Here is a 21,276-nt window from a genome sequence, read left to right as displayed (position 1 = left end):
AGTCAATAATTTGTAAATATATTGTTTATATTAAATGACAAATAATAGACATTCTATAATTTTATGACCTAGGCTTACCTTAGCTGTTGTTGATTAAGTTGACTAAGGCGACATGACCTAAAAAAAGTGCAACAACGCTATCCAATATAAAAAGTAAAAATAACACGATTTGAAACTATGGTTCGGCTGAATAATTATTAATTTGTAAATAAGTTATTTTTCTTGCATCCAATTCATAATCTCGATCGTTTAACTTAATGAGCTTTCAAGAAAGTAACCATTAAGAACTATAAATTATAAAGGAAACGTCATGAAAAAATTTAAATTAACACTAATTGTATCGGCAATAATGAGTGCAACTTTGTCTCAAGCTGTATCTGCATCAAGCCATCGTGAAGCGCCTAACGTCACACGTATGCCAACAGTCGACTCAACAGACTTTTATGCATTCAATAGTTATGAAGAAGGCCGTGGCAATTACGTCACACTCATCGCAAATTACATTCCTTTACAGGATGCTTATGGTGGACCTAACTATTTCGCTATGGACCCTGCTGCAACTTATGCGATTCATATTGATAACGATGGTGATGCTGTTGAAGATATAACCTTTACTTTTAATTTTAACCAGATGTTAGGCAACAATAATGCAGGTGTTGCTTTGATGGTTGGCGCTGAAGGAGAACAGAAATCTGTTGGTGTACCACTTAAAAATGTTGGCGGCATCAGTATGGCAGATAAAAGTGCGGCTAATTTCTCTGAAAGCTACATGGTTAATATGATTTCTGGTCCAATGCGAACGGGTACCAGTGCTGCTGTTACTAATAGTACTTCGGGTGGAGCAAGTTTTGCTAAGCCACTCGATTACATCGGTAACAAAACATTTAGCAACGCTGAGCAGTATTCAGCTTATGCTAACAGCCATATATACTCAGCTGCTATACCTGGCTGTGATGCACCAGCAAAAGTATTTGTTGGTCAGCGTAAAGACGCATTTGCGGTTAATTTAGGTAAAGTTTTTGATTTAGTGAACTTTGTTCCTGTTGAAGGTGACAGTGCTCCTGGAGCAGGCGATGGCGATGGCTTCCCCGGTGGTATTACACAATCAGCAAGTAATGATGATTTAGCTGACAAAAATGTTACTAGTATCGCTATTGAAGTACCGACAGCTTGTTTAACAGGCACAGGTAATGGCGTTATCGGTAGTTGGACTACGGCAAGTTTGCCTCAGGCTAGAATTTTGAATCCTAATGCTAGCTTTGATAACACTGAAGTAAATGGTGGTGCATTGACGCAAGTTTCTCGTCTTGGCTCTCCTTTAGTGAATGAATTGGTTATTGGTTTGGCCGATAAAGATAAGTTCTCAAGTTCTCATCCAAGTGCAGATGGTCAGTTTGCTGATTATGTGACTCATCCAACGCTACCTGAACTGCTGAATATATTGTTTAAAGATGCAGTAAATACCACTTTAGGTGCAAATATCGAAACGTTGGCACCCACTAATTTCCCTAGGGTTGATTTAGTTACCGCATTTTTAACGGGTTTCCCAGGTGTTAATCAGTTATCAACAGTGACCGCAGCTGAAATGCTACGTTTAAATACTGGTATTGCAGCAGTGGCAGCCGATATGCAGTCATCGTTTGGTGTTGCTGGTGACGATTTAGCTGGTTTTCCAAATGGTCGCCGACCAGGAGATGATGTGGTAGATATTGCCCTTCGTGTTGTTATGGGTCGTTTATGTTACCCAATTCCTGTTAATGGCACAGATACAGATTTGGGCTTATGTGCACCAGAAGATGCAAGTGTTGGTAATGTACCCTTTACTGATGGTGCGCCAAGTAATGCCTCTATGATGGATACTAGCTTTCCATACTTAGCAACGCCTTTACCAGGCTCTAAATAAGGAACACTATTATGTTATATAGTAAACGAAATACAGCATCTCATCTTAGTCAAGTCTTTAAGCTTAAAGGGGTCGTGTTAAGTTTAGCGGCCGCCATGCTAGTTTCAGGCTGTAATAATGATGTCGATGAGCTACCTATTACGAAAAACGCATCACCGACTACGATATCGGTCGACTTGATCACTCAAACAGAAACGCCTATCACTGACATGTTAAGCGCAAATGATGAAAATGGTGACACGTTGACTTTTAGCTTAGACCAAGAGCCGATGCTAGGAATGGTCACCATTGATAGTAATGGTAGTTTCACTTATCAGCCTAATGCTGAAGTAACAGGAAGTGACAGCTTTACTTTTACTGCCTCTGATGGAATTAATTATCCTGTTAGCGGTACAATCAATATTACGATTGAAGCGCTGGAAGTGTCATTTGCCAGTTATAGTCGTGCAGCTTTTAGTCAGCAACCAAGCGATAAACCCTTGGCCGTAAATGGTCGTGCGTTTATTCAAGATGTTGAGGAACCAGCAGCATACGACGACTTGATTCAACAGTAGAACCATCTTGACTGCGCCAAGGAAGGCGCCCTTTTATGGATAATGATATGCCAACACTTCGTTTTATTAGCCCCTTGTTATTTTTGGTTTTTATTGCCACTTCATCGCCTGTGCATTCAGAAAGTTATGTGCCCAAATCAAATCAAAGTATCGTTGCTAGCTGGACGGTACCTAAACCTGCACAACAGCCAAAGATTTTTATCGCCCAACTGCTCAATGACGCAAGTAAGCCTGGCTTAGCAAGTCGTTATTATGGCCGTGCTGGCGCTTTACTGAAACCCTTGTTGGTCGCTAACCCTAATGATCTAGATCTACAATTTTATTCAGCAACCGTCTTACAGCATTACCATCAATTTAATCAGGCCCAACAATTACTGACTCAGATACTTCAATATCAGCCAGACAACGTCGCTGCTTGGTTAATGAAAGCCAATATACACATGGTACAAGGTGATCTTGACGCTGCGAAAAGTGCCTGTTTACAGGTATTGGGGCAGGGCAGTTTATTTGTCAGTAGCGCCTGCGTGCTAGAGGTTAGTGCTGAACAAGGCAAAGTTGCTCAAAGTTACCAACAGTTAAGAAATATCGTTAAGCTTGCGGGTGATATACCTATCGCCCAACAGGTATGGCTTAATCAAATTTTAGCTGATCTTGCTCACCGTCAGCAGCTAACACAACAAGCCATAGACCATTTGTCAGGCTACCCATTGAATCAGGCCCCTGTTAGTTATTTAGCGCTGTGGGCGGATATTTATTTAGCACAACAACAAGGCCAAATTGTTTTAGATACATTAGGACCTATCGTTGAAGCAAGTGATAGTTTTGATGATGCTTTGTTATTACGTTTGACCCTTGCCGAACAAATAACTAAGGCAACTAATGGCGTATGGCAGCAACGACTAACCCAACGTATCGAAATACGTTTGCAACGAAATGATACCGCTCATGCTGCAGATATAGCTCAATATTATCTCGATATTGTTCCTAACCCTATTAAGGCGCTTTATTGGGCGAGAATTAATTGGCAACAAGCTAAGCTGGGCTCGGATGAGCGCTTGCTCAAACGTGCTTTAGCATTTAAAGAATCACCTGATAAAAAGCCTCAGATTTAAGCTACACCTCAACACAATAAACCTTAATAAACCGTAAAAGTAGTGAGATAAAAATATGCAGCAGTGGTTAAAAATAGGGCTAATAAGCCTGTCGTTATTACTGGCCAATACTGTCGTCGCTCATCAATTGAGTACCAGTTACATTATTGCCGAAATCGACGACACCGGTCGTATCAGTGGCGAATGGCAATTGAGTTTGACTGATTTAGAATTAGCTGTTGGCTTGGATATAAATGCCAACGGTGAGTTAACCTGGGGAGAGGTCAAGAGTCGACAAGCTGAGATTGCTAGCTATTTGGCTGAGCATTTATTATTGAGTCGTGAAAATTTAAGGTGTAACTTACGTTTTGAGATTATGGAGCGTTTGCAAGATCATGCCAATGAAGCTTTCGCTGTTACTGATTTCTCAGGTCAGTGCCCAATCAGTGGCCCATTAGAAATTGCCTACAGCGCAATATTTTCTTTAGATAGTAGCCATGAGGTGGTTCTAAATATTGGTGATGGTAACCACTTACACAGTTTAGTGTTAGATGACAGCACTCGAAAAATCACCATAGATTTGAGCAAAGGTAGTGCCTGGACGACCTTTACACAATTTGTTTATCAAGGTGTTGTACATATTTGGATCGGTATAGACCATATCCTGTTTTTGTTTGCCTTGTTATTGCCGGCGGTGCTACAGCGTAAAGATAAAAAGTGGCAAGCTATATCAAGTGTTAAAACTATTTTGACTAACACCGTATGGATCGTGAGTGCATTTACCTTGGCTCATTCGCTAACGTTAACAGCGACCGCCTTAGGCTGGTTAAGCCCAAGCAGTCGTTGGGTAGAGCTGGGCATTGCTTTATCGGTTTTATTTGCGGCGCTCAATAATATTTGGCCAGTGGTTTTACGTTTAGCTTGGTTAACCTTTGCCTTTGGTTTGCTACACGGTATGGGGTTTGCTGGTGTCTTAGGAGAATTAGGCTTACCTGCGGATCAACAGTTACTAAGTATACTAGCCTTTAATCTTGGTGTTGAAATAGGCCAGTTAGCGATACTTGTTATTTTACTGCCGATATTAATTTTATTACGTAATACCACGTTTTATACGAGAGGTGTTCTACCTGTTGGATCTATATTAATTGCGATTATGGCCGTGCAATGGAGTGTAGAACGCTGGTAAACTTAAAAATTATTGCTAATGCAATGGCTTATAGCTCAAGTGATAGTTTTAAAGGATACTGGGTCATTCCAGCTATTAGGTTGAAGAGTTTATAGCTAAAAAAAAGTATTGCGGGTGCAATACTTTTAAGTCGCTACTTACTAAGTTAGCTAGATTAATAATTCACGCCGCGGTAAATAGCGGCGTGAAATTTTAGCTAATCATCAGACTAAATCGAAGCGATCAGCGTTCATGACACTCGCCCATGCTGTAACAAAATCAGCAACAAACTTCTCTTGGTTATCATCCTGCGCGTAAACTTCAGCATATGAACGAAGAATTGAGTTAGAACCAAAGATAAGGTCAACTCGTGTTGCTGTCCATTTTACTTCATTTGATTGACGATCGCGCATCTCATAGAGGTTATCACTAACAGGTTCCCACGTATAATTCATGTCTGTTAAATTAACAAAATAATCGTTAGAAAGTACACCTTCACGTTCGGTGAACACCCCATGTTTTGTACCATCGTAGTTAGTGCCAAGCATACGCATACCACCAATTAACACGGTCATCTGATGCGCGGTAAGTCCCATTAACTGACTTCGGTCAAGCATCAGTTCTTCTGCGCTGACAACATAGTCGGCTTTTAGCCAGTTTCGATAAGCATCATGAGTGGGCTCTAGTACCTCGAAGGAGTCAATATCCGTCATTTCATCTGTTGCGTCACCACGCCCTGGTGAGAAGGGAACAGTGACTTCAAAACCAGCCGCTTTTGCGGACTGTTCTATACCAACATTACCTGCCAAAACAATGACATCAGCGATACTTGCACCACTACTTGTGGCAATACTTTCTAGCACAGAAAGTACTTTGCTAAGGCGTGCTGGCTCGTTACCTTGCCAATCTTTTTGTGGGGCAAGGCGAATGTGTGCGCCGTTGGCACCACCGCGTTTGTCAGAGTTACGGTAGGTTCGTGCACTATCCCAAGCGGTTGCAACCATTTCGCTGATACTTAAACCACTCGCTGCTATTTTATTTTTCAGTAAGTCAATATCATAACTCGTGGCTCCGGCGGGAACAGGGTCTTGCCAAATAAGGTCTTCTTGAGGGACTTCTTTACCGATATAACGTGCCTTTGGCCCCATATCGCGATGAGTGAGTTTGAACCATGCTCGGGCAAAAACGTCAGAAAAATATTCAGGATCCTTAGAGAAACGTTCTGAAATTTCACGGTACGCTGGATCCATTTTCATCGCCATATCGGCATCAGTCATAATAGGCGTTTGACGTGTAGTTGCATCTTCAACATCAACAGGCTTATGTTCTTCTTTAATATTTATTGGTTGCCACTGCCAAGCACCCGCTGGGCTCTTCTTTAATTCCCACTCGTGGTTAAGCAACATCGAAAAATAACCATTATCCCACTGAGTAGGATGTGTAGTCCATGCGCCTTCAATACCACTGGTGATGGTATCGCGACCAATGCCACGTTTGGTTTTATTGTTCCAGCCTAGACCTTGTTCAGTAATATCTCCAGCTTCTGGCTCTGGTCCTATTTGCGAAGCGTCACCATTGCCGTGACATTTACCGACGGTGTGACCACCGGCCGTTAGGGCAACCGTTTCTTCATCGTTCATTGCCATACGTTCGAACGTTACTCTAATATCATGCGCTGTTTTAAGGGGGTCGGGCTTGCCGTCTACACCTTCAGGGTTAACATATATTAGCCCCATCATTACCGCAGCTAAGGGGTTTTCTAAATCACGTTCACCAGAATAACGGCTGCCTTCTCCACCACTTGGTGCAAGCCATTCTTTTTCGGCGCCCCAATACGTGTCAATTTCTGGCTGCCAAATATCTTCTCGACCAAAAGCGAAACCGAAGGTTTTTAACCCCATAGATTGATAAGCAACAGTGCCAGCGTAAGCAATTAAATCAGCCCAGCTAAGTTTGTTACCGTATTTCTTTTTGATAGGCCACAGCAAACGGCGGGCCTTATCTAAATTGGCGTTATCTGGCCAAGAATTTATTGGCGTAAAACGCTGATTGCCAGTCGCTGCACCACCGCGACCATCCGCGATACGATAGGTGCCGGCAGCATGCCAAGTCATACGGATCATTAGGCCACCATAATGTCCCCAATCAGCAGGCCACCAGTCTTGGCTATCTGTCATGAGGGCATGCATATCTGTTTTAAGAGCAGCCATATCAAGATCTTTCAGGGTTTCACGGTAATTAAAATTCGCGCCCATAGGATTAGTCTTACTGTCATGTTGATGAAGAATGTCAAGATTTAGAGACTTTGGCCACCATCCCATATTTGACATACTGCTCTTTGTTGCACCGCCGTGCATTACTGGACATTTGCCAGCTGTCGTTGTTGTTTTGTCATTCATATGCAATTTCCTTTCATTAATAGAGGCTGAACTGTTAAAAGTTAGGATGAAAAAATACTAGATGATAATGTTAAGTGCTCACTTTGAATTACCAAGGATTATTAAAATACATCATAGTACATTCTTGATAAATTATGAGTTTTACTCACGTTAACGCATTCAACAACGTATCTCAATCTGTTCAGCTTTAAAAGCTTAGTTTTGAAAAGTTAACAGATCAGTGAGTAAGTTAAGCGATATCAGTATTAGAAATTTATTATGTAACATTTATGTAATTTTTCTTAAATAAAAACTACATATTACTTCAACAATTCTGTCATTTAACCTTAGTAGCATAGCCGCAACTTTATTCTAATAATTTCTGCGGAGCAGACTAACATGCAAATAAATTCACTCTTTAAAATCAGTACGCTAGCTTGTGCCATTACTTTAGCCAGTTGTGGTGGTGGCGATATTAAACTTTCATCTCAAGTAGATAACTCAGTAGGCGATACAACCATCACTAACCCTGCTCCAACTGACCCAATTGTGACCGAATTACCGGGTAAGTCTAGTTCGGTGTTGGGCCAAGATGTTTCAACAGCTTTAGGTTTTGATGTTGCTGTACAAGTGCTTGATGGAAAAATTACTAGTGATATGACTTTAGTCGCCAGTGCTGATAGCAAGCCGGTATTTTATGCTATTAGTGGAGCTTTAGAAGTGATGGCAGGAGCAACGCTAACCGTAGAGCCCGGCGTTGTTCTTTTTGGACAATCAGGTGGTGATTATGTCGTTGTGCACCGCGACGCAAAAATAATGGCAGAAGGCATAAAAACTAAACCTATTATTTTAACCTCACTGCAAGATGTTAAGGGTGAAGAAACAACAGCTGGTCAATGGGGTGGCGTAGTTATTTTAGGTAATGCTCCTTCAAATAAATGTCCTACTGATGGTAGTGAATGTGCCCTTCAAATTGAAGGAGCTGAAGAAGGTGCAGTCTTTGGTGGCTCAAACTGGGAAGACAATTCAGGTATTTTAAAATACCTTGTTGTTAAATATGCAGGGTTTGAAATTGCGCCTGACAACGAACTTAATGGTATAACGTTTGGTGGTGTTGGCTCAGGAACAACGGTTGATTATATTCAAGTACATTCAAATGCCGATGACGGCGTAGAATTTTTTGGCGGTGCGGTCAATGTTAAGCATTTAGTTTTAACAGCAAACAAAGATGACAGTATCGATTGGGACAATGGTTATAAAGGTATGCTGCAACATATTTATGTCGAACATGCTAAAAATGCCGGCGAAGCAAACCGTGGTATTGAAGGGGATAACGATGGCTCTACTCCTGATAAAGAGCCACAGTCAGCGCCAATTATCGCTAACTTGACGATTGTGGGTAATAACTTTGACAGTGCAGATAAAGACTCAGAAGGTATTTACTTACGCGAAGGAACCGCAGCAAAAATATTTAATACGGTGGTAACCGGCACCAGTGAAATGGGGGAATGTTTAGAAATTGAAGGTGGTGCAACGAGCTCTGTAACCGTTAATAATGCTAATAGTGGTAAAATTGTTATGCAAAACAGTGTTATGGCCTGTAGTAATAGTGAAAATTTCAAAAATGCTAAAGCGGAAGACGGTAGTGTCTTGCTTGACCTCGAAGCATGGTTCAGTGCAGAAGCATCCAACAGTATCAGCAGTTCTATTTTAATTAATGAAAACGGTATTCCTGATGCTAACTCGCCACTCGTTGCTGAGAATGCCGGACAAGATGTCGCTAATACACAAAATGCCTTTTTTGACTCCGTTGATTACATTGGCGCGTTTGACAGTGCTGACAACGCGGGTAACGATTGGCGTGAAGGTTGGGCCTTTGGTTACGGTGGTGGTGTAGTAACCGCTCAGGCAGAAACACAAGGTTGTCCGACAGGTACATCGGCAATTTCTTCAGTCAATGGCTCAAACATTACTTGTCAATTAAGCGGTGTTATTGCTAATAACTTAACGTTAACCGCTAATAATATTTATGCTCTAAACGGCGCTGTTTTTGTTGGTGGTGATAAAATTAACTCAGCAACACTGACGATTGAAGCCGGTACAACCATCTATGGTCGTTCAGGTAGCGATTACCTAGTGGTCAGTCGTGATTCAGAAATTCAAGCAAATGGCACAGCCTCAAAACCTATCACTTTTACATCGAGTCAAGATTTGACCGGCGCTGAAACAGGTGCGGGTCAATGGGGTGGAATAGTGTTATTGGGTAATGCGACATCAAATAAATGTCCAACGGATGGCAGTGACTGTGCACTTCAAATTGAAGGTGCTCAAGATGGCGCAGTCTTTGGCGGCACAGACGATGCTGACAGCTCAGGTACATTACGTTATGTCGTTGTTAAGCATGCAGGTTATGAAATAGCACCAGACAACGAACTGAACGGGATAACATTTGGTGGTGTTGGTTCTGGTACCAAAGTCGAATATATTCAAGTACATGAAAATGCTGATGATGGTATCGAATTTTTTGGTGGCACGGTTAACCTTAAATACGTGGTCTTAACCTCTAATAAAGATGACAGCGTTGATTGGGATAATGGCTTTCGTGGCAACTTACAATACGTACTCGTTAAGCATGACCCACAAAATGGTGAAGCAAACCGTGGTATTGAAGGTGACAACGACGGCTCAACACCAAACAAACTACCACAATCAAACCCGAGTATTGCCAACATGACCATTATTGGTAATACATTTGACACTGCAGATAAAGACTCTGAAGGTGTTTATCTAAGAGAAGGCTCGAAAGCACAACTTCATAACTTTGTTGTTACAGGTCCTGCAGGCATGGGCGAATGTGTTGAGTTGGAAGCTGGCTTAACGGTAGATCAAGCAAAATCTGGTGATACGCTAATGAGTAACTCAGTTGTGGCTTGTGATGAAGCGTTTAAAGATTCTAAAGACTCTAGTGATGCAACCTTTGATTTAATGAGCTGGTTTATTAACGATAATACCGAAAACAGTACGGCTGCAAATACAAGTGCGGTATTAGAAGGCATTTTCACCATCGATACCACAACACCTAAAGACTTCACCGGTAACAGCTTTTTTGAAAATGCTGACCATGTCGGTGCCGTAACGAAAGCGAAAAACTGGACAGCAGGATGGACAGTAGGTCTTGAAGAATAATTAGACGTTGAAGGCGAACACTGTTTTTTCCAATAATCAGTGTTCGCTTTTTTATTTCAGCATAACTAATAAATACTCAATCAACCTAACTGATGCAAGCGATTAGCAAAGCAGTAAAAGCGTATCTAAAGCAAGCACAGAGACTCTATCGAGGTTAACGATGAACAAAAAATTAATGCATAGTGCCAAGAAAATCAAGGTAAACAAACCAAATAATTGTTTACGATTAAGTGGCTTAGCACTAGCGATAATAACAAGCCTAGCAGCGACATCAGCAGTAGCGGAGCAAACATCAGCAGAAGATGAAGCTATTGAAGAAGTTGTTGTTAAGGTAAGTCGATTAAAAGGTACGGCGAGCGCTATTATTGAAGAGCGTCGCAACCAAGCCTTTATCGCCGACATTTTAGGTGCAGAGCAAATTTCACGCACCGGCGACAGCGATGCCGCTGCCGCATTACGACGTGTTACCGGTGTGACATTAGTTGATGGTAAATTTATTTATGTACGTGGTTTAGGCGAACGTTACTCAAGCACACAGTTAAATGGTGCCGCTGTACCCAGCCCAGATCCGACACGTAGTGTTATACCTCTGGATTTATTTCCAGCGTCAATTATCGAGTCTTTATCGGTACAAAAATCCTACTCACCTTCAATGCCTGCCCATTTTGGTGGCGGTAATGTTGATATCCGTTTAAAAAGTATTCCAACAGATTTCCTTTTTAATATCTCTGGAAATTTAGGTGGCAATAGCGAAAATTTTGACGATGGTTACAGCTACAATGGTGGCAGTGATGATTGGCGTGGCCAAGATGATGGCACTCGCGCAGCACCCAAAACATTACAAAAATTATGGAAAAATTACAGTCCATTAAAAAATATTAGTCAAGATGAAAACCGTGCAATAGCCGCGCAGCTTAATCGTGACTACGATCCAGTTAAAGAAAATATCGCCCCAGATTTTGGCCTTGATATTGCGCTCGGTGATAAATTTGAACAGGGTAAATATCGCTGGGGTTATTTAACCTCTTTATCCTATGACAATGAATGGCAAGTAAGTGAATTATACGAAGGTCAAGATTTTCGTAATAACACCGATGATTCATGGAGTTTAGTACGAGGTTTTGACCAAGTTACCTCAACTGAACATTCAGTAAAATGGTCTGGTCTGCTGAACTTAGGTGTAGAGTATGACCGAGATCATCGCCTTGATTACAGTTTCATTGTGCTACGTGATACCGCCGACGAAATAAAAGACAAACTGGGTAATACTAACAATGTATTACTCAGTGACGGTTTGCGCATTCGAGACAGTGACGTTAGCTACGAAGAGCGCGAAATGATCGCTAATCAGGTTCGTGGTACTCACAATCTGCCATGGTTGTGGAACATAGGTTTTGATTGGAAATATTCAGACGCTCGTTCAAGTCGTTACGCACCGGGTAATGTTTCTACGCGCTACATACTCAGTGACGAAAACGAAGATGGTACTTTTGATCTTTCTAACGAAAGTAGTTTACGTAAGGCTTCAACCGCTACCCGTTATTCTTTTCAGGACTTGGAAGATAAAGTAGAAAACAGCGGTTTTAACCTATCTTTACCCATAACTTTTTCGCAATCAGAGGTAGAGCTTAAGTTCGGTGGTGACTTTATTGAAAAAACCCGTGACGCTTTTTCCAGACGTATCGATGTTAATACCTTAGCCTTTGAAGAACTGAGTCTTAGTGGTAATAAAATGAATGATATTTTAACAGACGATATTATTCTCAATCAGCCATTACAAGGCAGTGAAACGGTTATACGTGACACCTCTGTAATGGGCGATGACTATTATTCAGCACAAATGACCGATGCTTACTACTTTGAGGCAGATTGGTTTATTGACAATACTTGGCGTATCAGTGGCGGCTTTCGCTGGGAAGATTACCGTCAAGTCGTCGCACCTTTAGATCCCGCAACCGGTCGTTTTGATTTACCACCACAACCAACAGAAGAAGATTTATCGAAATTAGCCTTTCAAGAAGATGATATATACTCGGCGTTAGCACTTACTTACATGATGAGTGAAGCTGTACAGTTTCGTTTATCTTATGGTGAAACCACAATACGCCCAGATATTCGCGAGGTTGCGCCATCAACTTACCTTGACCCGCTAACCGGATATCCTATTCGAGGCACTGCTGGTATAGAAACCACGGATATTAAAAACTACGATCTACGTTGGGAATGGTACTTAGATACGGGAGAAAACTTGTCAGTAGGGTTATTCTACAAAGATATGATAAATCCGATTGAATCAGTACAATCACCAGGCCAAGATGGCCCTCCGCTTATCGTTATTGCTAATGCAGACGACGGTGAAGTTTATGGTATTGAGCTAGAGTTTATGAAAGATTTTGCCTTTTTGGGTGATTTTGCTGGCATGAATGGTAACGACTTTTTCTTATCAGGTAACGTGACCTTAAGTGACTCTGAAATAAACATCAACACGCAACGCGTTGTTGAGCAAACTGGAGTTTCTGCCGCGATTACTAATCCGACGCGTCGAATGACTGGGCACTCGCAATATGTGGTTAATCTCAATTTAGGTTATGATGCTCCAAACGGTAATCACTCGGTGACAATGGCTTATAATGTCTTTGGTGAACGTATTATTATCCCAGGTATTGAAGGGCAAGATGATAAGTATGAGCAACCTTTTCATTCACTTGATATGGTATATACCTACTATCCTACCTATTCAACAACGTTAAAATTCAAAGTACAAAACCTACTTGATGAAAGTAAAGAAATAGAGTTTTCTGATACTTTATTTCGTAGTGAAACGAAAGGCATTGCTTTTGATGTTTCATTTAAATGGGATTTTGATTAGTTAATTAAATTATTGCTGGCGTTTTACAACCCTGCAAATAGATGAATTAAGACCACCCCAAATTATTATTAGTTAAAGGAGTGGTCTTGTTATTTTTATCATAATAACTGCCCGTAAATTTGAGCTAGATTAAAAACATTATTGTCTTGCTGTTACTACTACTTGATAGATCACTTAACCGGCTCTTTCTTTAGCTATAGCGCCTAAGGTTGGCGAGGCAATTATTAATTCATCAACTAATTCACCTAATACTTTTCTCGGCAATTTTTTAATAATCATTTCACCGACATCATTAGCGTTGCTTGCTGCAGCAAAAAATAATATATTTTTACCGTTACAGGTTATTTCATCAAAAATAGAGCGTATTTTTATACGTTGTGCTTTTAATAAAGAGCGGAATCTCCTCTTATCGTCAGCCGCGACATACTCACAAATGTTTTGAGCCATATTATAGGCCATGACCTTGGGTGAGTACGATTGTGTTATTAATAGTAATATTATTGAGGCGATGCCCGCTGCTTTATATCTCATCATTAATTTATTCCTCAAAGCGTCACTTATTAATTTCATCAGTTTATCTAAGTGTAGCTATTAATTTTTTTATTACATTATGATTTTTTTATTTTGTTAAGTTATTAAAGATAATTGGATTTTGTCTTTTGGTTGAGACTCTAAAGGCGAAGCTTTCTGTTAAAAGCTATGTGGAGAAAAAAATGATTTGCTACTACGAATAAAAATAGTGGTTAGCGCCTTTTTAAAGATCTAAAAGGAAAAAATGATTAAGGGCTTGAGCGCAATTATTTTCTCTTCAAGTATTGTTAAGTGAATAAAATTTTTTAAATTCGAATAATATTCTTTAGTATTCCGTCTAAAATTCTTGATTTTTTGGTCTGAATGGCCAATTGTTTTGGTAAAATATAGTAATAAATAAGTGAAATGTGTTAATTTTATAACATAGTGATATTTAATAATAAGCGTGGAAAGTTACATTATGGTAAGAGTTTTTAATTACAAAATAATTTCTGTTTTAATGATTCTTAGTTCCTTTGCCAGTCAAGCAAGCAATACAAACTTTCTAGTGATTGATGTCGATAAAAAACCATTGTCTAATATAGTCGTTTTCGCTGAGCCAGAAATAAAACCTACCGTGGCAGAGAGTACTTTGTCGGTTCCTTATACTGCTATTATGGATCAAGTTAATCGACAATTTTCCCCCCACATCCTAGTCGTTAATAAAAATACTAACATTGATTTTCCCAATTCAGACAGAATAAAACATCATGTTTATTCCTTTTCACCAGCGAAAACTTTTGAAATACAACTATACCGTGAGAAAAAATTAGACCCTCGTTTGTTTGATAAAGTTGGAGAAGTGATCCTAGGCTGCAACATACATGACTGGATGGTTGGTTATGTTTATGTTGTTGATACCCCTTGGTTTGGCAAAACTGATGGTGAGGGTAATATTAATTTAGCACTCCCAGATGGAAAATACACACTGAAAATATGGCATCCATTACTCCAAGAGGCTGATCAATCTTTTACTCAAAAAATAACGGTTTCTAGTCATACGAATATCACCATTAATGTAAAAGAGGCGATGAAGCCTAGATATGCAGCTTATGAAGATGATGATGAATTAGATGACTATTAATTTGAAATCATTACAAAATCGTATTTTAGTACGATTTATATTTTTATTGATGATTTAGTCGCACCAGTAGTCAAGATTTTCGAGCCGTTTTTTGAAATAAATAATATACAATTAGATGTCTCGGCCAGTATGGGAATAGCAGTATATCCAGAAGACTCTATTAAAGCTGATGGCCTAATGCAATTTTCTGATATCGCTTTTTACGTTTGTAAAGATAAGTACAATATCTATAAATTATTGTGCTTGAACTTATTACAAGTAATGAAGATAGTATTATTATTAAATCGATCACTGATTTAGCGCACAACTTAGGATTAAGTGTTGTGGCTGAAGGCGTTGAAAATAAATAAAGTCTTGAGATGTTGAATAAGATTGGTGTTGAAACAGCACAAGGTTACTTTATTAGTAAGGCGATTCATGGCGATGAGCTTTTACCTTGGTTACTCAATTATGAGGAAAATAATGCTTAGCACAACAAATAAAACACTATTAGCCACCTTTATTCTATTGAGTTCTGCAGTTAATGCTGCACAAATAACGGTTAAAGGGGTGATTGAAGCAGGATATATTAAAGCCGATTATCATCAGCCTTGGTTAAATAGCTGGCAGGAAGAAGGCGTGGGTATATTACGGTATAACGACGACGATAAACTGATGCTAACACAAGCGGCGATAGAAATAAGTGGCGACTTAATTTCTAATGTTAATTTTGATCTTGTCGCCAATTACAATCCTGATGGTGAAAAAAACATCGGCTTAACAGAAGCTTACTTTACTTATTCGCCATTAAATCCAGGCTTAAAACATCAAGTTAAATTCGGCATGTTTTATCCTCAAATGTCACTGGAAAATACAGCAACCGGATGGACAAGTCCTTATACTTATAGTTTTTCAGCGATCAATTCTTGGATTGCTGAAGAGCAAAGAACCTTAGGTGCTCAGTGGTCAATCACTCGAAGTGGAAGAAAGCATAATAGCCCTCATAGTTTTACCGCATTAGCCTCTATATTTAAAGCGAATGATGGCTTAGGCAGCTTGCTTGTTTGGCGTGGTTGGGCACAGCATAATAGGCAAACTTTTTATAATGAAGCCGTTGTCTTTTCTGATTACTTTTCCCAGCAAGACATCCCTATTAATACGCCTAATTTTGTTGAGCCTTTTATTGAAACAGATAGTAAATGGGGATATTACGTTGGAGGGCATTGGCGTTATCTAAAACAAACTGACGTGAGAGTTTATTACTACGATAATAGAGGTGATCCAAATGCCATTGAAAAAAATCGTCAATATGCTTGGAAAACCCAATATTATTCCGTTGCCATGCAACATAAATTTACAAGTAACTTTAGGCTGTTAGCTCAGTATTTATCTGGTGATACCGGTATGGGCAGTCAAGAAACAGGAGTGTTTACTGATATTTCTTCATGGTATGTGATGTTTAATTATAAATTAGGATCACATAGATTTTCACTACGTCATGACCAATTCAAAGTAAAAGAAACTGATCAGAACAGACAAGACCCTAATGACAGCGATGGTGATAGCCTTACGTTGGCATGGCGATATCAACTGGATAAAAATTGGAATGTAGGCGCTGAATTTATCAACTCAACTTCGAACAATGAAAATAGAACTTTATGGGAAAGTCGAGCAGCGGAACATAGGCAAAAGCAATATATGGCAATTGTACAATATAAATTTTAATTGAGAATAAACAGTTGGCTAGTTTCGCTTCGCTTTATACTTTAGCCAACTACAATTTGCCCCTTACTAGGGTGTTATGTGAACTTCAACCTGTAGAGTATAAAAGGAATAATATATGTCTTATGTCGATGGTTTTGTTGCCGCAGTACCAACAGTAAATAAAGAAAAGTACATTGAACATGCGAAATTGTCTGCGGTCGTATTCAAAGATCACGGAGCACTTAAAATTACTGAAAGTTGGGGAGATAACGTTCCTGATGGTGATATTACATCCTTCCCAATGGCTGTAAAATGTGGCAAAGATGAAACTGTAGTTTTTTCATCTGTTGTATGGCCAACAAAGGAAGTTCGTGATGCTGGTTGGGACGCTATTATGGCAGATCCTAGAATGCACCCAGATCAAAATCCAATGCCCTTTGATGGTAAACGTTTAATCTACGGTGGTTTCGAAGTTATTTTAGAGGAATAGCACCGAGATATATTTCACATAACAATGCGTTCAAACAGATAAATAACAGCTGGCTGTTTTTTGTGCCTGACTATTTTAGCCAACAATTAAAAGCCTCTTAGTGGGGCGTTAGGTAACTAAGGAAGTATGGCATATATCGATCTATTAATTTTTAATGCACCGATATTAATTTTATATTGGATATTTAGTGTGAGTAAAACCAATATTAAATCAGCCAAGTTTGTTTTGTATTCTTGGTTCGCTTTGTTATGCATTTTATTAGTTATTGGTGCAAGTGTATGGAGTGAAACCGACGAAGTAAGTCAAATAGGTTCTGCATTGTTTTTATCTTCTTCTATTTGGCTAGTTGGTCCATTCCTTTTCTTAGCTTCAACTAAGTCTTGGAACCATTTTGTCATTATATTTACGTCACTTATACTCGGCTCTATTTCATTATTCTGTTGTTTTTTTATTTTAGCATCGTTAAATCAGATCTGGGGTTTGTAATCGTTACATAACAGGCCACTTAAGTAAGACAAATAACAGCTGGCTGTTGTTCGTGCTTCACACATTTTAGCCAACTATAATTTTCGGCTTAATGCGGCGTTGTTAAGCGTAAATTTATGTCTGTCGGCTATTTGTCGGCTATTTGTCGTCTGTTTGTCATTACCGACAGTATGCCCTTGGTGTATAGTGCATCAGCATTCAACAATAAATGGAGTTACCTGTGAAATCATTAAGACTCGAAAAACGCTGGTCTCAAGAACAATTGGCGCAACTAAGCGATTTAAATGTTCGCACAATTCAAAGAGTAGAAAAAGGAGAAAGCATTGGAACTGAAACCTTGAAGTCTTTGGCTGCGGTTTTTGAAATCTCAACTGATGAGCTTATATGTGCTATAAATAATGAAAAAAATCTCCAAACAGAAGGGGATGCGGATATGATTAAAGATCATTCTCAGCACAACAAAGCAAAAGAGAAGGTTAAATCTATAAAATATTTTTATACATTCTCGGCACTTTTAATTGCAGTCTTTCTCCTATTTATGTTGCCTAACTACAATGATGGAGAAAATTTAGGTCCATTGATTGTTGTATTCTTATCTTTTGGTGCGCTTATTGCTGGCCTCGCTTTCCAGGTATTTCAACCCTTTGGTGAAGAATGGGAAAAAGAAAAAACCTCCCAGATTTTAAATCAACAGAACAAGGGAAGTAGCTCTAGTTCTGATCACTAAATAGACAAAAGGCATATAAGTCATTCAAACAGGGCAAATAACAGCTAGCTATTTGCTCCATCGTCGCTTACTTTAGCCAAGCATTATTTGCCTCTTAATGGGGCGTTAGAGGTAAAAGGAAATATCTTGTCAATCAACTATTCAAATTACACATTGGATGAATTATTTGATGTTAACCAAAATATCGATAAGGATAAATTTCCTGAGCGATATAAGCAGTTATGTGAAGAAATTCAACGAAGAAAAGAAAATGGAGAGTTTGAAAAAAAAGCCCAAGAAATTGAAGATCAGGAAGACGAGGACGATGATGAAAATGAATTTATCATTGATTTCTCTGCTGAGGGAAATGGAAAAAAGCGTAAGCTGTTTATTTTGGGTTTTATCTTAATCAATTTAGCTGTACTCGCCTTTGTATTACCTAAATATATAGTTACTGATTTAACGAACATACATGAATATTCAACAAAAATTGACTTTGTTGAATGTCATAAAGAAGAAGTGATAGATGATGAAACGGATAAAGTATATTCATACTTCGATCTTAATATTGGCTCATACCAAGATACTTTTTCAGCAGTTGGTATTGGTGAGGGTAAGTGTAAAAACTTAGCACGAAGTTTAAAGGTTGGATCTAATGTTTCTATTTGGCATGAAGATGGATTAATCCATCAAATAAAATCAAAAAATAACATTCTACTTCCATATGTATATATGGAACCCAAAGTACGAGAGTTAAAAACAGAGGGGGCAAAATTATATTGGTTTGTCTTGTTGGCGTTGTGGGTAGTGTTATTTAAATCAGTCGCTAATGCTGTTTTTCCGGGGACGTTTACCTCTAGCAAGCTATTAAAGCAGGACAAATAACAGTTGGCTTTTGCTCCATTGTCGCTTATTTTAATCAACGGTGTTTTGCCTCTTAATGAGGTGTTATTTTTGATTATGCATAATCGAATAAAGGAGTTTGAAATCGATGTCCCGCATAGCGATAGTCTATTTTTCTAAGAGTGATGTCACAGGACAACTTGCTAAAGCAATAGCTTTAGGTGCTAAACAAGAACATGGAATAACTGTGCTTGAACATAAAATTGAAGGGCGCGAAATCCTTGAAGGAAGATTTGAAAACGAAGAATTATTTGAAGATCTAAAATTATGCGATGCGATTATCTTTGGAAGCCCAACATATATGGGAAGTGTATCAGCTCAATTCAAGGCTTTTGCGGATGCTTCAAGTGAACATTGGCAGAGCCAAGAGTGGGCTGATAAAGTCTCTGCTGGATTCACCTCTGGAACAGGCCTAAATGGTGACCAATCAAGTACTTTGCAATACATGGCCACTTTAGCAAGTCAGCATGGTATTTTGTGGGTGAATATTGATGCTTCATATGGAACAGATAGTTCCACTTTAAATCGATTAGGTTGCCAATTAGGAGTCGTTTCCCAAACGACTAATAGTGTCGCACATGAAGTTGATCTTGCAACGGCAAAGCACTTAGGTCGTAGGGTTGCAAAACTTACTCTTCGTTTAAATTAGAAACATAATAAGAAATTAAATAAGGACAAAAAACAGTTGGCTTTTTGTTCACTTCGTTCATTTATTTTAGCCAACTAGTTTTGCCTGTAAATTGGGCGTTATTTGCCTTAGAGCATAGGAGTGTTAATGAAATTATTGATCAAGTTTTGTGTTGTTTTAATCCTTTTACTAAATACAACATCTTGCGTTACAACATCAACCTATGGAGCAACCTTCGAGGCTATAGCTAAGACTAACGATATTTATACTTTAAAAATTTACTACGGAGGCCCACCTCCCCAATGGGCTACAGATGTAAACTTTCAAGAAGGAACTGATTCTGCTTTATATGAAAAAGCTATGGCGTTTATTGCAGAAAATCCAGAATATAATAGCTATAAAGTTGTTGATATTGAACATAGTCATATCCCAAGTTACTACAGATATAGTGTTCATTTTCTTCGTAATTAGCAAATAACAAGGTATTCCAAAGGACTAAAAAAGCTGGCCATTGCTCGTGCCTCGCTTATTTTAGCTTCTGAATGGGCGTTAGGTATACAGGTAAACAAAGGTGCAATATGGATATTAAGCTTGGCGAATTAAGACATGAAGCTGTAATTTCTTTGTTACAAGAGCATCATGAAGATATGCTAGCTCACTCACCTCCAGAAAGTGTTCACGCGCTAGATTTGCGTGCACTTGAACACCCCGATGTAACGTTCTGGAGTTTATGGGTTAATCAAGATTTAGCTGGTATTGGCGCTATAAAAGAACTTGATAAAGATCATTGCGAGATAAAGTCTATGCGCACATCGACCAAGTTTTTACGTAAAGGTATTGCTCGTAAGATATTAGAGCATATCGTTGAACAAGCGATTCTTCGTTCGTATAAAAGATTAAGTTTGGAAACGGGTACTATGGATGCGTTTATTCCAGCACAAAAACTTTATCAACAATTTGGTTTTCAACCATGTGCCCCTTTTGGTAACTATCAAGAAGATCCATATAGTATGTTTATGTCAAAGGCTATTGAGTAAATGTGTGACACATAATATCAACTGTGAAGTGCGACAAAATAGCGATGCAAAACCTGAATCGAATCAACTTTAACCAAAAAAAATTACTAAGCTACCCATAATAATGCTACGCAATAATAATGCTCTGAAACACTGCTATCCATTGGCCAACAACAATGCATGTATTTCATCTTGTAAGCCTTTGCATATCGATTTTTATAGATGTTGATTAAATGAATGAATTTCAGGCAAGCTTTACTTCTCCCCCAAGGTAGCTGTATTTTTCTTGTGGTTATCTTGCTGTCTTAGTGTGGTCTTTGAATTTAGTTAAGTTTACGCGTTATTCAAACAAGCTTGGGCATTTGCTTTACCGTGTGCGCGCTTTAACCCCACGTGCTCAGTAAATTCACACAAATGCTCTGCGGTGCCCACCGCGCCAGTGAATATACCTTCAAAGTTTGTGGTGAGTTTGAGCCAACTTTTATCGCTGATGTGAAGTCTTGACAGTATATTTGCGGTTTTGTTATCGATAGCGCCTCGTTTGTCTGCTCTTATTACGCGACC

General features: G+C 39.1%; 17 protein-coding genes and 1 pseudogene. 15 read left to right on the top strand and 3 right to left on the bottom strand.

Going from position 1 to position 21,276, the window contains the following annotated elements:
- Positions 1-349 precede the first annotated feature (349 nt).
- The 4 genes from H4J75_RS17745 to H4J75_RS17730 all read left to right on the top strand — a co-directional run bounded on the left by H4J75_RS17745 (position 350) and on the right by H4J75_RS17730 (position 4,734).
- Positions 350-1,903 (top strand): DUF4331 domain-containing protein, encoded by a 1,554-nt coding sequence (locus H4J75_RS17745; protein WP_404842543.1) that lies wholly within the window; start codon positions 350-352, stop codon positions 1,901-1,903.
- A 95-nt stretch (positions 1,904-1,998) separates the two neighbouring features.
- Positions 1,999-2,457 (top strand): Ig-like domain-containing protein, encoded by a 459-nt coding sequence (locus H4J75_RS17740; protein WP_404842544.1) that lies wholly within the window; start codon positions 1,999-2,001, stop codon positions 2,455-2,457.
- A gap of 35 nt (positions 2,458-2,492) precedes the next feature.
- The gene (locus H4J75_RS17735; protein WP_182222839.1) at positions 2,493-3,569 is read left to right on the top strand and encodes a lipopolysaccharide assembly protein LapB; all 1,077 of its coding nucleotides are present in this window, start codon (positions 2,493-2,495) and stop codon (positions 3,567-3,569) included.
- A gap of 55 nt (positions 3,570-3,624) precedes the next feature.
- A complete protein-coding gene (locus tag H4J75_RS17730; RefSeq protein WP_182222838.1) occupies positions 3,625-4,734 on the top strand; it encodes a HupE/UreJ family protein in 1,110 nt (369 codons plus the stop codon).
- A 203-nt stretch (positions 4,735-4,937) separates the two neighbouring features.
- Here the strand turns inward: H4J75_RS17730 and katG are convergent, their stop codons facing one another.
- Positions 4,938-7,112 carry a catalase/peroxidase HPI gene (gene katG / locus H4J75_RS17725; RefSeq protein WP_182222837.1) on the bottom strand — a complete coding sequence of 725 codons (2,175 nt, stop codon included), beginning with the start codon at positions 7,110-7,112 and terminating at the stop codon, positions 4,938-4,940.
- A 378-nt stretch (positions 7,113-7,490) separates the two neighbouring features.
- On the opposite strand from katG, the gene H4J75_RS17720 reads away from it, so the two are divergent.
- Both H4J75_RS17720 and H4J75_RS17715 read left to right on the top strand, forming a co-directional pair.
- The gene (locus tag H4J75_RS17720) at positions 7,491-10,277 is read left to right on the top strand and encodes a hypothetical protein (protein WP_182222836.1); all 2,787 of its coding nucleotides are present in this window, start codon (positions 7,491-7,493) and stop codon (positions 10,275-10,277) included.
- A gap of 175 nt (positions 10,278-10,452) precedes the next feature.
- Positions 10,453-13,146 (top strand): TonB-dependent receptor domain-containing protein, encoded by a 2,694-nt coding sequence (locus H4J75_RS17715; RefSeq protein WP_182222851.1) that lies wholly within the window; start codon positions 10,453-10,455, stop codon positions 13,144-13,146.
- A 174-nt stretch (positions 13,147-13,320) separates the two neighbouring features.
- Here H4J75_RS17715 and H4J75_RS17710 read toward each other — a convergent pair whose 3' ends face one another.
- Positions 13,321-13,680, bottom strand: coding sequence for a DUF3718 domain-containing protein (locus tag H4J75_RS17710; RefSeq protein WP_182218133.1), 360 nt, complete (start codon positions 13,678-13,680; stop codon positions 13,321-13,323).
- Between the two features lie 496 nt (positions 13,681-14,176).
- Here H4J75_RS17710 and H4J75_RS17705 point away from each other — a divergent pair, with 496 nt between their 5' ends.
- The 9 genes from H4J75_RS17705 to H4J75_RS17660 all read left to right on the top strand — a co-directional run bounded on the left by H4J75_RS17705 (position 14,177) and on the right by H4J75_RS17660 (position 20,733).
- Positions 14,177-14,800 carry a methylamine utilization protein gene (locus tag H4J75_RS17705; RefSeq protein WP_182218135.1) on the top strand — a complete coding sequence of 208 codons (624 nt, stop codon included), beginning with the start codon at positions 14,177-14,179 and terminating at the stop codon, positions 14,798-14,800.
- A gap of 462 nt (positions 14,801-15,262) precedes the next feature.
- Entirely contained in the window at positions 15,263-16,504 is a 1,242-nt protein-coding gene (locus H4J75_RS17695) for a hypothetical protein (RefSeq protein ID WP_182218136.1), read from the top strand.
- 115 nt (positions 16,505-16,619) lie between these two features.
- Positions 16,620-16,973 carry a DUF1428 domain-containing protein gene (locus tag H4J75_RS17690; protein WP_182218138.1) on the top strand — a complete coding sequence of 118 codons (354 nt, stop codon included), beginning with the start codon at positions 16,620-16,622 and terminating at the stop codon, positions 16,971-16,973.
- A 126-nt stretch (positions 16,974-17,099) separates the two neighbouring features.
- Positions 17,100-17,459 carry a hypothetical protein gene (locus H4J75_RS17685; RefSeq protein ID WP_182222835.1) on the top strand — a complete coding sequence of 120 codons (360 nt, stop codon included), beginning with the start codon at positions 17,100-17,102 and terminating at the stop codon, positions 17,457-17,459.
- 220 nt (positions 17,460-17,679) lie between these two features.
- Positions 17,680-18,186 (top strand): helix-turn-helix transcriptional regulator, encoded by a 507-nt coding sequence (locus H4J75_RS17680; RefSeq protein ID WP_310733774.1) that lies wholly within the window; start codon positions 17,680-17,682, stop codon positions 18,184-18,186.
- Positions 18,187-18,312: 126 nt separating this feature from the next.
- Entirely contained in the window at positions 18,313-19,050 is a 738-nt protein-coding gene (locus H4J75_RS17675) for a hypothetical protein (RefSeq protein ID WP_259366424.1), read from the top strand.
- Positions 19,051-19,156: 106 nt separating this feature from the next.
- Positions 19,157-19,717 carry a flavodoxin family protein gene (locus H4J75_RS17670; RefSeq protein ID WP_182222832.1) on the top strand — a complete coding sequence of 187 codons (561 nt, stop codon included), beginning with the start codon at positions 19,157-19,159 and terminating at the stop codon, positions 19,715-19,717.
- Between the two features lie 126 nt (positions 19,718-19,843).
- Positions 19,844-20,167, top strand: a complete 324-nt coding sequence (locus H4J75_RS17665; protein WP_182218699.1) for a hypothetical protein — start codon at positions 19,844-19,846, stop codon at positions 20,165-20,167.
- A 107-nt stretch (positions 20,168-20,274) separates the two neighbouring features.
- Positions 20,275-20,733: a GNAT family N-acetyltransferase gene (locus H4J75_RS17660; protein ID WP_182222831.1), complete on the top strand. Its 459-nt coding sequence runs from the start codon at positions 20,275-20,277 to the stop codon at positions 20,731-20,733.
- 312 nt (positions 20,734-21,045) lie between these two features.
- On the opposite strand, the pseudogene H4J75_RS17655 reads toward H4J75_RS17660, so the two are convergent.
- A pseudogene (locus H4J75_RS17655) lies at positions 21,046-21,276 on the bottom strand (transposase); the annotation flags it as partial.

Origin of the sequence: Colwellia sp. BRX10-1 (genome assembly GCF_014077545.1) — a bacterium.
In the GTDB taxonomy this organism is placed as follows: Bacteria; Pseudomonadota; Gammaproteobacteria; order Enterobacterales; family Alteromonadaceae; genus Colwellia_A.
Note: the sequence above shows the minus strand (reverse complement) of the source record. Positions and strands in the feature narration are given on the sequence as shown.

Coding starts and splice junctions, on each gene's coding strand:
- H4J75_RS17745 (WP_404842543.1), top strand. CDS start 350: ATGAGTGCAACTTTGTCTCAAGCTGTATCTGCATCAAGCCATCGTGAA.
- H4J75_RS17740 (WP_404842544.1), top strand. CDS start 1,999: ATGCTAGTTTCAGGCTGTAATAATGATGTCGATGAGCTACCTATTACG.
- H4J75_RS17735 (WP_182222839.1), top strand. CDS start 2,493: ATGGATAATGATATGCCAACACTTCGTTTTATTAGCCCCTTGTTATTT.
- H4J75_RS17730 (WP_182222838.1), top strand. CDS start 3,625: ATGCAGCAGTGGTTAAAAATAGGGCTAATAAGCCTGTCGTTATTACTG.
- katG (WP_182222837.1), bottom strand. CDS start 7,112: ATGAATGACAAAACAACAACGACAGCTGGCAAATGTCCAGTAATGCAC.
- H4J75_RS17720 (WP_182222836.1), top strand. CDS start 7,491: ATGCAAATAAATTCACTCTTTAAAATCAGTACGCTAGCTTGTGCCATT.
- H4J75_RS17715 (WP_182222851.1), top strand. CDS start 10,453: ATGCATAGTGCCAAGAAAATCAAGGTAAACAAACCAAATAATTGTTTA.
- H4J75_RS17710 (WP_182218133.1), bottom strand. CDS start 13,680: ATGATGAGATATAAAGCAGCGGGCATCGCCTCAATAATATTACTATTA.
- H4J75_RS17705 (WP_182218135.1), top strand. CDS start 14,177: ATGATTCTTAGTTCCTTTGCCAGTCAAGCAAGCAATACAAACTTTCTA.
- H4J75_RS17695 (WP_182218136.1), top strand. CDS start 15,263: ATGCTTAGCACAACAAATAAAACACTATTAGCCACCTTTATTCTATTG.
- H4J75_RS17690 (WP_182218138.1), top strand. CDS start 16,620: ATGTCTTATGTCGATGGTTTTGTTGCCGCAGTACCAACAGTAAATAAA.
- H4J75_RS17685 (WP_182222835.1), top strand. CDS start 17,100: ATGGCATATATCGATCTATTAATTTTTAATGCACCGATATTAATTTTA.
- H4J75_RS17670 (WP_182222832.1), top strand. CDS start 19,157: ATGTCCCGCATAGCGATAGTCTATTTTTCTAAGAGTGATGTCACAGGA.
- H4J75_RS17665 (WP_182218699.1), top strand. CDS start 19,844: ATGAAATTATTGATCAAGTTTTGTGTTGTTTTAATCCTTTTACTAAAT.
- H4J75_RS17660 (WP_182222831.1), top strand. CDS start 20,275: ATGGATATTAAGCTTGGCGAATTAAGACATGAAGCTGTAATTTCTTTG.